Source organism: Streptomyces sp. NPDC002536 (genome assembly GCF_053594995.1).
The window spans coordinates 17322-28943 of record NZ_JBSFWU010000097.1; the positions used below are offsets into that span (position 1 = coordinate 17322).

At 73.7% G+C, this 11622-nt stretch carries 11 protein-coding genes; 5 read left to right on the forward strand and 6 right to left on the reverse strand.

Annotated features, from left to right (window positions below):
• Positions 1–208: 208 nt before the first annotated feature.
• A complete protein-coding gene (locus tag ACWD4B_RS28025) occupies positions 209–2317 on the reverse strand; it encodes a HelD family protein (protein ID WP_451423370.1) in 2109 nt (702 codons plus the stop codon).
• A gap of 231 nt (positions 2318–2548) precedes the next feature.
• On the opposite strand from ACWD4B_RS28025, the gene ACWD4B_RS28030 reads away from it, so the two are divergent.
• Positions 2549–2686, forward strand: a complete 138-nt coding sequence (locus ACWD4B_RS28030; protein WP_390780386.1) for a hypothetical protein — start codon at positions 2549–2551, stop codon at positions 2684–2686.
• Between the two features lie 40 nt (positions 2687–2726).
• Here the strand turns inward: ACWD4B_RS28030 and ACWD4B_RS28035 are convergent, their stop codons facing one another.
• Positions 2727–4391, reverse strand: a complete 1665-nt coding sequence (locus ACWD4B_RS28035; RefSeq protein ID WP_336416027.1) for a DNA repair helicase XPB — start codon at positions 4389–4391, stop codon at positions 2727–2729.
• A gap of 149 nt (positions 4392–4540) precedes the next feature.
• Between ACWD4B_RS28035 and ACWD4B_RS28040 the strand changes: the two genes are divergently transcribed.
• Positions 4541–5119 carry a Uma2 family endonuclease gene (locus ACWD4B_RS28040; protein ID WP_451423371.1) on the forward strand — a complete coding sequence of 193 codons (579 nt, stop codon included), beginning with the start codon at positions 4541–4543 and terminating at the stop codon, positions 5117–5119.
• 38 nt (positions 5120–5157) lie between these two features.
• Here ACWD4B_RS28040 and ACWD4B_RS28045 read toward each other — a convergent pair whose 3' ends face one another.
• Positions 5158–7578, reverse strand: a complete 2421-nt coding sequence (locus tag ACWD4B_RS28045; RefSeq protein WP_451423372.1) for a helicase-associated domain-containing protein — start codon at positions 7576–7578, stop codon at positions 5158–5160.
• A gap of 123 nt (positions 7579–7701) precedes the next feature.
• Between ACWD4B_RS28045 and ACWD4B_RS28050 the strand changes: the two genes are divergently transcribed.
• The gene (locus tag ACWD4B_RS28050; protein WP_451423373.1) at positions 7702–8637 is read left to right on the forward strand and encodes a hypothetical protein; all 936 of its coding nucleotides are present in this window, start codon (positions 7702–7704) and stop codon (positions 8635–8637) included.
• A 34-nt stretch (positions 8638–8671) separates the two neighbouring features.
• Positions 8672–9349: an HAD family hydrolase gene (locus ACWD4B_RS28055; RefSeq protein WP_451423374.1), complete on the forward strand. Its 678-nt coding sequence runs from the start codon at positions 8672–8674 to the stop codon at positions 9347–9349.
• On the opposite strand, the gene ACWD4B_RS28060 is transcribed toward ACWD4B_RS28055, so the two are convergent.
• A complete protein-coding gene (locus ACWD4B_RS28060) occupies positions 9307–9564 on the reverse strand; it encodes a hypothetical protein (protein ID WP_336416022.1) in 258 nt (85 codons plus the stop codon). The genes ACWD4B_RS28055 and ACWD4B_RS28060 overlap by 43 nt on opposite strands.
• 221 nt (positions 9565–9785) lie before the next feature.
• Between ACWD4B_RS28060 and ACWD4B_RS28065 the strand changes: the two genes are divergently transcribed.
• Positions 9786–10169, forward strand: coding sequence for a cold-shock protein (locus ACWD4B_RS28065; protein ID WP_336416021.1), 384 nt, complete (start codon positions 9786–9788; stop codon positions 10167–10169).
• Between the two features lie 10 nt (positions 10170–10179).
• On the opposite strand, the gene ACWD4B_RS28070 is transcribed toward ACWD4B_RS28065, so the two are convergent.
• Positions 10180–11040 (reverse strand): 1,4-dihydroxy-6-naphthoate synthase, encoded by an 861-nt coding sequence (locus tag ACWD4B_RS28070; protein WP_451423375.1) that lies wholly within the window; start codon positions 11038–11040, stop codon positions 10180–10182.
• The coding region (locus tag ACWD4B_RS28075) for a futalosine hydrolase (protein ID WP_451423376.1) at positions 11037–11622 on the reverse strand (586 nt) is incomplete at its 5' end. The genes ACWD4B_RS28070 and ACWD4B_RS28075, both read right to left, overlap by 4 nt.

Consider the following 11622-nt stretch of genomic DNA (forward strand, 5'->3'; position numbering starts at 1 on the left):
CACGCGCCTTCGGCGCGTGAATACGCCCTCCCGCCCGCCCGTTGAAGACACCGCATAGGCGAGGTTTCCTGTGGGGGCGGGCCGCCGTCGGCGTCGTACGGACGCAAGGGGGTGGGGCGGGAGCGGGGCGGGCCCTGGAGGGGACGTAAAGACTTTTTGTGGCGAGAGGAGGGGGCACCCTCACGCGGAGCAGCCCGTCACAAAAAGTTCAGTCCCCGGAAGGGTCCGCCCCGCTCCCGCCCCAGCCCCGACCCAGCGCCGTCGGCAACGGTTCCGCATGGAGCACGGTCAGCCCCGAAACCGCACGCGTCAGCGCGACGTACAACCGCCGCAGCCCGGTCCGCTCGTCCGGTTCCCCCGCGACCACCGCCGCAGGCTCGTCCAGAACCACGTAGTCGTACTCCAACCCCTTGGCCAGCGACGCCGGGACGAGGGTCAGACGGGCCTCAGCACTCGTCTCCTCACCAGGAGCGAGGTAGGCCAACCCCGCCTCGTCGAGCAACACGCCCAGCGCAGCGACCCGCGCGTCCGCCGCGATCAGCCCGATCGACCCCTCCTGTCGCAGCGCGGCCCCGCACGCGGCCACCACCGCCGCGTCCAGCTCCGCCGCCGGAACCTCCCGCACCGCGAAGTCCCCGGCAGCCTCCCGAACCGACGTGGCCTCCGACAACTCCGGCGCGATCGACGGCAACAGCCGCGACGCGTACGCGATGACCTCCCGCGGCACCCGGAACCCCTGCGTCAACTCCTCGACAACAGCATCGGGCTTCCCGAGGTGCACCAGTGCCTCGCCCCAACTGGGCGTGGCCCACGGCGTCGTCCCCTGCGCGATGTCCCCCAGGACCGTCGCCGACCCGGTCGTGCAGCGCCGCCCGACGGCCCGGTACTGCATGGGGGAAAGGTCCTGTGCCTCGTCGAGCACCACATGCCCGAGCGAGGGCGTCCGCGCCACAAGATCGGCAGCCTCGTCGATCAACACCGCATCAGCGGCAGACCACTTGGCAGTCTTGACGCTCCGCGCAGGCTTGGCCCAGAGAGCAACAGCCTGCTCCTCCTCCGTCAGCACCCCCTCCGCATGCTCCGCAAGGAACTCCGCATCGGAGAGCAGCCGCAGCACCAGCTTCGCCGGATCGACGACCGGCCACAGCTCCTTGACGGCGGCCTTCACGGCCGCGTTCCGCGCAACGGCATCCTGCACCCGGTCGTCGGGCGCCTCGCAGGCAGCCTCCATCCTCACCAGCACCGCGTGGGCGATCCGCTGCGGCAGGGCCTCCCGCGCGGCGCCGTAACGGATGTCGCGGTCCAGCAGCTCCCGCACCATCTCCTCGACCTCGTAGGCGGGCACCCGCCACCGCCGCGACCCGCGCACGACCACGACGGGCTCGACGGGCATCGTCACCCCGGCCCGCACGGCGCGCCGCAGCACCTCGGCCATGCGTGCGTCGCCCTTGACGAGCGCGGCCTCGGCGGAGTCGATGCCGCGCACCTCGACGCGCCCGCCAACCAGATCGTCAACAGTCGCCTGCCCCACATTCAACTCGCCGAGCGCAGGCAGCACTTGCTCGATGTACCGGAGGAACGACCGGTTGGGCCCGACGACCAACGTCCCGGTCCGCGCCAACCGCTCGCGGTGTGCATACAACAGATAGGCAACCCGGTGCAGCCCCACGGCCGTCTTCCCGGTACCGGGCGCACCCTGCACGCACACGGTGCCGCCGATGCCGGCGCGCACGATCTCGTCCTGCTCGGGCTGGATGGTGGCGACGATGTCCCGCATGGGACCGACGCGCGGCCGCTCGATCTCGGCCTGGAGCAGCTTGCTCGCGCCGCCGGCCCCGGCCGCATCCGTGAGGTCTTCATCCTCATAAGCCGTCAACTCGCCGCCGGTGTAGCCGAAACGGCGCCGCAGGCGCACGTCCATCGGCTCCTTCTTCGAGGCCCGGTAGAACGGCTGGGACACGGGCGCGCGCCAGTCGATGACCATGGGGTCGCCGTCGGCGTCGTGCACGTGCCGCCGCCCGATGTAGAACTGCTCGCCCTCCGCGCCCTCGGCGCGATCCGCACCCGGGGCGTGCAGGTAGTCCAGCCGGCCGAAGAACAGCGGCGTGTGGGCGAGGTCGGCGAGGGCGGTGATGCGGTCCTCGATCTGGCGCTCCAGGACGGCGGCGTTGACCCAGTTCGCGGTGACGTCCTTGATGTCGAGCGCCTCGACGTCGGCCCGCATGGCCCGCAACGCCGAGCGGGACGAGGCGAGGTGGGTCCGCTCGCGCTCCAGAGGGTCGACGGACGGTGTGGACACGGCGAGGCCTCCAGGCATACGACGAGGGAAAGGGGGAGATTTTAGTGAGCAGCCCCGCCGGGCGCGAACGATTTTCGAACCGCACCCGAACCGCACCCGAACCGGACTCGAACCGAACCCCGGAGCCCCTCAGGGGCGCCCTCCACCTTCCGTAGGGGGCGCCATGGGCCTGGGGTAGTAGGGTCACGCGCCCGCGTTTACACCGGCAGGCCGATGTAAGGAGGCCGCCGGGGCGGAACCATGGAGGACATGACCACCGCATCCATGACCCCGGCCCCGAGCGCCCCGTCGGCGTTCTCCACCGCTCTCCGCGCGATCAAGGCGTTCGCGGGTGCGGCCGTGGACGTCGCCGTCCTCGGCCAGTACGCGGACAAGCGCCGCGCCTGAGGCGGGACGCCCCGACGCGGCGCCCCGGCGCGGACCGTCCTCAGACGGTCTCCTCGTCCGCACCCTCCGCGAGCAGCGCATCCGCATCGACGATCCGGTACGCGTACCCCTGCTCGGCCAGGAACCGCTGGCGGTGCGCCGCGAAGTCCTGGTCGACGGTGTCGCGGGCGACGACCGAGTAGAAGCGGGCCTCGTGCCCGTCCGCCTTCGGCCGCAGCACGCGGCCGAGCCGCTGCGCCTCCTCCTGGCGGGAGCCGAACGTTCCCGAGACCTGGATGGCGACCGTCGCCTCGGGCAGGTCGATGGAGAAGTTGGCGACCTTGGAGACGACGAGCACGCTCAACTCGCCTTCCCGGAAGGCGTCGAAGAGCTTCTCGCGCTGGGCGTTGCTGGTCTCGCCCTTGATCACGGGGGCGCCCAGGTGCTCGCCCAGCTCGTCCAGCTGGTCGATGTACTGGCCGATGACCAGGGTCTGCTCACCGCGGTGCCGGCGCACGAGTGCCTCGGTGACCTTGCGCTTGGTCGCGGTGGTGGCACAGAAGCGGTACTTCTCCTCGGTCTCGGCGGTCGCGTAGGCGAGCCGCTCGGAGTCCGTCAGATTGACCCGCACCTCGACACAGTCCGCGGGGGCGATGTACCCCTGGGCCTCGATCTCCTTCCAAGGAGCGTCGAACCGCTTCGGCCCGATGAGCGAGAACACGTCCGACTCCCGCCCGTCCTCCCGCACCAGCGTCGCGGTGAGCCCGAGCCGGCGCCGGGCCTGCAGGTCGGCGGTGAACTTGAAGACCGGTGCGGGCAGCAGGTGCACCTCGTCGTAGACGACGAGTCCCCAGTCGCGGGAGTCGAAGAGCTCCAGGTGGGGATAGATCCCCTTCCGCTTGGTGGTCAGCACCTGGTACGTCGCGATGGTGACGGGCCGGATCTCCTTCCGCGTCCCGCTGTACTCGCCGATCTCGTCCTCGGTCAGCGACGTCCGCTTCACCAGCTCGTGCTTCCACTGCCGCGCGGAGACGGTGTTGGTGACCAGGATCAGCGTGGTGGCCTTGGCCTCGGCCATGGCGCCCGCGCCGACCAGGGTCTTCCCGGCCCCGCACGGCAGGACGACGACACCCGACCCGCCGTGCCAGAACCCGTCGACGGCCTGCCGCTGGTAGGGGCGCAGCGCCCACCCGTCCTCGCGCAGCTCGATGGGGTGCGCCTCGCCGTCCACGTACCCGGCGAGGTCCTCGGCGGGCCAGCCCAGCTTGAGCAGCGACTGCTTGATCTGGCCGCGCTCGGAGGGGTGCACGGCGACGGTGTCGGGGTCGATGCGGGCGCCCACGAGCGGCTGGATCTTCTTCGAGCGGAGGATCTCCTCCAGCACCGGCCGGTCGGTCGTCTCCAGCACCAGCCCGTGCGTGGGGTGCTTGAGCAGCCGCAGCCGCCCGTACCGGTCCATGGTCTCGGCGATGTCGACGAGCAGCGCGTGCGGCACGGGGTAGCGGGAGTGGGTGACGAGGGCGTCGACGACCTGCTCGGCGTCGTGCCCGGCGGCCCGGGCGTTCCACAGGCCGAGCGGCGTGATCCGGTAGGTGTGGATGTGCTCGGGGGCACGCTCCAGCTCCGCGAAGGAGGCGATGGCCCGCCGGCAGGCCTCGGCCTGCTCGTGGTCGACCTCCAACAGCAGGGTCTTGTCGCTCTGGACGATCAGAGGGCCTGAGTTCACGGGAGCACCTTTCCGGACGGCCAAACTTCAAGTGTGCCGCATCGCTGCTGCCGCGGCTTCGAGATCGCGGACGGGAGCGGGGAACCCGGACCGATGTCGGTGGCGGGTGTCACACTGATGGCGACGGCTTCGGAGAAGGAGGTGGCGTGATGAGCGTTGCACACGATCCCCACTACGGGCCCTGGACGATAGAGGAGGTCCTGGCTCTGGGGGAGGACCGTGGTGAGCGTCGCGAATTGATGGGGGAAGCACTCTTGATGTCACCGGCTCCGGGAAGCAAGCATCAGCGGGCGTCCCTGCGACTGGCCATGTTGTTGGACGCCGCCATCGAGGAGGCCAAAGCTCCGGTCGAGGTGCTGGAGGCGGTCAATGTGGTGCTGCCCGATGGGTTGTTCATCCCGGACATCGCGGTAGTAGATGCCGCCGCTGCCGCCGAGGATCCGGTCACCTTTGATGCCGAGGCCGTGCTGCTCGTAGTGGAGATCGTCTCGCCGTCGTCCTCCGGCCGCCGTACCGACCGGCTGCTCAAGCCGCCGTACTACGCGGAGGCGGGTATCGAGCACCTGTGGCGGCTGGAGCTGGAGCCCCGGCCCGCGCTGATCATCTCCGAGCTGGAGAACGGCCGTTACGCGGAGCGGGTCGTGGCCGAGGCCGGACGCAAGACGCTGGTCGAGAAGCCGTTCCCGGTCGAGCTGGATCCGGGGGCGCTGGTCCGGCAGGGGCGCTGACGGTTCGGCGTGCGGCCCGTGCAGGCCGCACGCCCGCACTACGCGTGGTCGTCCGCCAGCTCGGCCACGCCGGTGATCCGGTGCAGCGGATACGTCCGCACCTCGTCCGCCGTGTGGTCGTACGCCGTGACGAAGCCGCCCTCCACCCGGACCGGGGCGATCACGCGCTGGCTGGCGGCGCCCTCGGCGTTGACGTAGCCGATCCAGACGGCGGCGCCGGTGAGGACGGCGGCCTGCATGGTGGCGAGGGTCTCGGCGGAGGTGGTGCGGGGGAGGCCGCCGTCCGCGGGGGCCGGGGCGGCGAGGGGTTTGCGTTCGGCCGTGGCGGCCATGTCGCCGGCGCGGATGGCGCGGACGGCGGCGCCGAGGAGGGTCGCGTCGGGGACGGGCGGGCCCTCGGGCACGGGGGCCGGGGCGGTGCGCGGCGGGGTGCGGTGGACGTCGGCGCGGGCGATCAGCACGTCGCCCTCGGCGGACTCCGCCGCGGGCGCGTAGCCCATGGCGCGCAGGCCCTCCAGGAGGGCGTCGGGCGCGGCCTGGGCGGCCAGCACGGTGGGGGCGAGGCGGCGCAGGCGCAGTGGGGCGGAGCGGCGGTCGGCGAGGAGTTCGGCGAGCACGGCCTCGTCGTCGCAGCGCAGGTAGGAGGAGGCCGCGCCGACGCGGAGCCGGCCGTGCCGGCGGGCCACGTCCTCGACGAGGTAGGCGAGGGGCTGCGGCACGGGGGTGCGCGAGTGCTCGCGCAGGAAGGCGAGGACGTCCCCGGCGGTCCGGCCCGCGTCCAGGGCGCGGCGCACCGAGTCCGGGGTGAAGCGGTAGACGGTGGCGCCGCCCTTGGACTCGATGTCGGCGAGGACGCCCAGCATGTGGGCGAGGGGCCGGCGGAGCGGGCCGGGGGCGACGGCCGTGAGGTCGGCCTGGAGGAGGACGTGGTCCAGGGGCTCGGGGAGGAGGGGGGCGAGCAGGCCCGCGGCCGTCGCCTCCGAGCCGTCCAGGAGGGCGCGGCCGTGGGCGGAGAGGGCGCCGCGGCCGGTGACGCCGAGCAGTTCGGCCTCGTCCAGGGTCCACTGGGCCAGCCGGGCGCGCAGGTCGTCGGTGGCGGTGCGCGGCGGGCGTTCCCACTGCAGCCGGGCGAGGAGGGCGTCGGGGGAGACGGACGTCCCGGCGGGCAGCGAGGCGAGGAGCTCCAGGACGCGGCGGCGCACCTCGGGGGCGGGGGAGCGGTCCAGGTCCGGGCCGAGGGCGGCGAGGGTGCGGCCCTTGGCGTCCTTGTCGCCGACGAGGCCGGGGGTGCGGGTGGCCGCGAGCCAGGCGCCGGCCAGGTGCGCCCAGCGCTGCTCGGCGGGCAGCGCGAGCCAGTCGTCGGAGGCGGGGGTGGGGGCGTAGCGCTCGTCGACGTCCCCGTCGGAGGCCAGCAGCCCGGCGGCGTGGGCGAGTTCGGTCCAGAAGGCGGCCGCGGTCTCCGTGGTGTCCAGGGCGGTGGCGGTGCGCTTGAGGTCCCGTACGCTCAGGCCGCCCGCGCGCAGGACGAGCGGGCCGTCGGTCTCCCAGGTCTGGAGCAGTTCCTCGACGGTGGCGAGGGCGGTGAACGCCTGCCCGGCGGCGGTGGCGTCGGCGAGCCGTTCCGCGTGGGCGGTGACGGGTTCCAGCGCGGGCGCGGCGGGTTCGGGGGTGCGGTGGGCGCGGCCGGCGCGCAGGTGCAGGGCGGCCTCGCGGGGGAGGACGACGCTGCCGGGCGCGGTCGGCAGGAGCAGCCCGCGGTCGAGCAGCCAGCGCAGGTGCGGGGCGGGGTCGGCGGTGACGGTGCCGTAGGGCGGGCCCCACAGCAGCTTGCCGAGGACGGCGCGGGCCTCCTCGGGGGCCGAGGCGAGGAGTTCCGCCATGCGCGTGCGGTCCTCGAAGAGGGCGGTCAGGGCGGCGACGGCGGTCACCGGGTCGTGGGTGGCGGGCAGTCCCGCGGTGGCGATGATCTTCTGCATCCGGCCGGGGGACATCCCGGCGGTGGCCTCGGCGACGGTGGGGCCCAGGCCGGTGGGCGAGGGGCGCGCGGCGCTGGGCGCGAGCAGTTCGCGGACGGTGCGGACGAGGCGCAGCCGGTCCTCGCCGCCCCAGACGAGGGCCTGGTCGCGCAGGGCGGCGACGGCGCGGGGGAGGGCCTGGGCGATGCGGTCGTCGGCCGGTTTGTCGCCGGTCATCAGGTTTTCCAGGACCGGGTACGGGCACGGGTCCGGGGCCGCCGCGAGCGCCTCGGCGACCTGCAGGGTGAAGCGGTCCAGGCGGTCCAGGGCGCGGACGACCGAGGCCCGGGTGGCGGCGCGGGTGGCGAGCTGGGTGAGGTCGCCGGGCACCGGGTTCAGCAGGTCGGGCCGGGCGCGCAGGAGGGCGGCCAGGGCGTCGTCGGGACGGGTGCGCAGTTCCTCGGCGAGGGTGCGCGGGGCGCCGGTCTCCCGCGAAGTGGTCATTCTGCTTACGGTACCGGGTCGCCGTTGCTTCGTTCCGGTGCCCGGCGCAACGGCTCCGCCGGGAGAGGTGCGCGGTGTCCGTTCCCGGTCCGGGGGCGGGAGGGAGGCGGTACCGTCGGGCGGGTGGGGATCGAGAGTGATCAGCTTGTGTACGACTACCTGAGCAGGGTCGGGGACCTGGCTCAGCGGAAGTCGCTCACCTCCGGCGAACGGATGCGGCTGGTCTCCCGGCTGCGCACCGAGATCGAGCAGCGCAGGGCGGTGGAGGGCGCGGAGACGCCGGCCGCCGTGCAGCGGATCCTCGACGGGCTGGGGACGCCGTCGGAGGCGGTCGCCGGGGCGGCGGGCCGGCCGGGGGAGACGGCAGGGAAGGTGCCGGCGCAGCGGACGCCGCCGGGGGCGGCGCGGCCGCCGCACCTGGCGACGGAGGAGGAGCTCGGTTCCGGCGCCAGCCCCGACTGGTGGCGGGTGGAGCCGGGTCCGTTCACGGCCGGGGACGCGGTGCACGGGTTCGTGGGCGGGATCGAGATTCCGGACATGCTCAAGCCGCCGGGTGCGCCCGGGGCGCCCGCGTCGGCACCTGCGCAGCCCGCGCAGAAGGGGGCGGAGGACCCGGTTCCGGGCCGGATCCCGGGCCAGGAGGAGGCCGTCGAGGCCGAGGAGACCCCGGCCCGCGGCCTCGCGCGCCTGCGCCGGCGCCGCGGCCGGGGCGCCGGCGGGACGGTGCCGATGAGCCCGCTGCTGGTGCTGGTCGCGGTGCTGCTGGTCGCCGGCGCGGTGCTGGGGAACCTGCTGGTGCTGGTCGCGGGGTGGGGGCTGGCGTATGTGACGCGCCGGCTGACCCAGACCGAGTCGAAGTGGGCGGTCATGGGGGTGCCGGGGCTGGTGGTGGCGGGGGGCGTGGTGTGGTTGTGGGGCCGCATGGACGGGCGGTGGGGAGAACCGATACCGCAGGGGGCGATGGCGGGTGCCCTGTCGTCGACGTGGCCCGTGGTGGTGCGGGTGGCGGCGGTGGCCTCGGCCGCGTTCGTGCTGTGGCGGGCGAGGCGGCCGGGATGAGTGGGATGACCGGGACAAGTGGGGCGGCAGCACAATGTGGGGCATGACCTCGCGACGCGAAACCCCGCATCCCGAAACCCCGTTCACCGTCGGCTTCGACCTGGACCTCACCCTGGTCGACTCCCGCCCGGGCATCCGGGCCACGTACGAGGCGCTGGCCGCGGCCACCGGCCGGTACATCGACGTCGACCTGGTCGTCAGCAGGATCGGCCCGCCGCTGACCTGGGAGCTGGCCAACTGGTTCCCCGCGGACGAGGTGCCGGGGGCCGAGGAGATCTACCTGTCCTCCTATCCCGCCCACGGCATCGCGCCCTCGCCCGCGCTGCCGGGCGCCCGCGAGTCCGTCGCCGCGGTGCAGGAGTCGGGCGGGCGGGCGATCGTCGTCACGGCCAAGTACGCGACCAACGCCCGGCTGCACCTGGAGCACCTGGGCATCGAGCCCGACGAACTGTGCGCCGGCCTGTGGGCGGAGGGCAAGGCGACCGCCCTGCGCGAGCACGGGGCGAGCGTCTACGTGGGCGACCACGTCGGCGACGTGCGCGGTGCGCGGACGGCCGGTGCGCTGTCGGTGGCGGTGGCCACGGGGCCGTGCGACGCGGCCGAACTGCGCGCGGAGGGTGCGGACGTGGTTCTGCCGGACCTCACCGGCTTCCCCGGCTGGCTGCGCCGCTACCGGGCGGCTGCCGTCCCCGACGCGGCCTCGCGCGCCTGACGCCGCTGTTCGGCCACCGAGCGCAGCACTCCGGCCGCGGCGATCAGGAAGCCGGCGCCCATCAGCATGCACACGAAGTACGCGACGGGCGGCAGCGGATCGGCGCCGAGGAACAGCGGGGCCACCGTGGCCAGGGTGGCCACTGCGCCGACGAGGAACACGACGGCACCGGTGCGTACCAGCAGATCCCCGGCTCGGGGCGTTTCGTTGCTCACCTGACCAGGGTAGATCCCTGACCGGTGGGGTGACGGCCGGATGGACGGGGACGGGAGCGGACGCGCAGAGGTACGGCCCGGGGACGTCTTGTCACCGGGCGCGGGACCATTAGCCTTGGGGTGGCGGGTCTTGCGGCCCGCTGTAGTGCTATCCAGAGCTGTTTTTCTGTTGATTGCAGAAGTTTCCGTAATTCCGACGAGACACGAGGACGAGGACAGACGTGCCTACCGGCAAGGTCAAGTGGTTCAACAGCGAGAAGGGCTTCGGCTTTCTCTCCCGCGACGACGGCGGAGACGTCTTCGTCCACTCCTCGGTGCTCCCCAACGGGGTCGAGGCCCTCAAGCCGGGCCAGCGTGTGGAGTTCGGCGTCGTCGCGGGCCAGCGCGGTGACCAGGCGCTGTCGGTGACCCTGCTCGACCCGACGCCCTCGGTCGCGGCCGCCCAGCGCCGCAAGCCCGACGAACTGGCCTCGATCGTCCAGGACCTGACGACCCTCCTGGAGAACGTCACGCAGCAGCTGGAGCGCGGCCGCTACCCCGACAAGGCGCACGGCGGCAAGATTGCGGGCATGCTGCGCGCCGTGGCCGACCAGCTGGACGTCTGACGCGCCCGGGCTACGCCCTCCCGGCGAACTCCAGTGCGCCCGGGCCGAGGGGCGGCACCAGTCCCTCGGCCGCCGCGCGGGTCAGCAGCCCGCGCACGGCGGCATAGCCGGACTCCCCGAGGCCGGCGGTGAACTCGTTGACGTAGAGCCCGATGTGCTGGTCCGTCACGGCCGGGTCCATCTCCTGCGCGTGCGCGAGCACGTACGGCCGGGAGGCCTCCGGGTCGTCCCAGGCCATGAGCACGGAGGCCTTGGCAGCGGCCGCCAGCCGCTGCAGCATCTCCTCGCCCAGCGAGCGCTTGGCGATGATCGCGCCGAGCGGGATGGCCAGGCCGGTGGTGTCCTCCCAGTGCCGGCCCATGTCGGCGAGGCAGTTCAGACCGTAGTCCGGGTACGTGAAGCGGGCCTCGTGGATCACCAGGCCCGCGTCCACCTTGCCGTCGCGCACCGCGGGCATGATCTCGTGGAACGGCAGCACGACGACCTCGCCGACGCCGCCCGGCACCTCGGCGGCCGCCCACAGGCGGAACAGCAGGTACGCGGTGGAGCGTTCGCTCGGCACCGCGACCGTCTTCCCGGCCAGGTCCGCGGGCTTCCCGGGCTCCCGGGTGAGCACCAGCGGGCCGCAGCCGCGGCCCAGCGCGCCGCCGCAGGGCAGCAGCGCGTACTCGTCCAGCACCCAGGGCAGGACCGCGTACGACACCTTCAGCACGTCGAGCTCGCCGCGCTCGGCCATGCCGTTCGTGATGTCGATGTCCGCGAAGGTGACGTCCAGGGCGGGCGCCCCGGGGACGCGGCCGTGGGCCCAGGCGTCGAAGACGAAGGTGTCGTTGGGGCAGGGCGAGTACGCGATGCGGATCGGCTCGGTCACGGGGAGACGGTCCCTTCCTGGAGGACGGTCGGAAGCCGGTCGAACGGGAACGCCCGGAAGGCGTCCGTGAGCGCGGCCAGCGCGTCGCCGATGCGCCAGGCGGCGCGGTCGCGCGGGCCGACGGGGTTGGAGATCGCGCGGACCTCCAGGGCGGGCACGCCGTGCGCGGCCGCCGCCTCGGCGACGCCGAAACCCTCCATGGCCTCGGCCAGTGCCCCGGGGTGCCGGTCCGTCAGCCCGGCGGCCCGCGCGGCGGAGCCGGTCACGGTCGACACGGTGAGCACCGCACCGCGCGCGGCGCCCGTGGCGTCGGCCACGGCGTCCACCAGGGCCGGGGGCGGCAGGTGTTCGACGGCGCCGAAGCCCAGGTCGGTGACGGGCACGAAGCCGTCGGCGGTCTCCGCGCCCAGGTCGGCGGCCACGATCGCGTCGGAGACGACGAGGGACGCCACCGGGGCGCCCGGTACGAAGCCGCCGCCGATCCCGGCCGAGACCACCAGGCCGTACGGGTGCCCGGCGGCTGCGGCGGCCCTGGGCAGAGCCGGTCCACCGTGCCCGGTGGCGTCACCGTGCCGCTGCGCT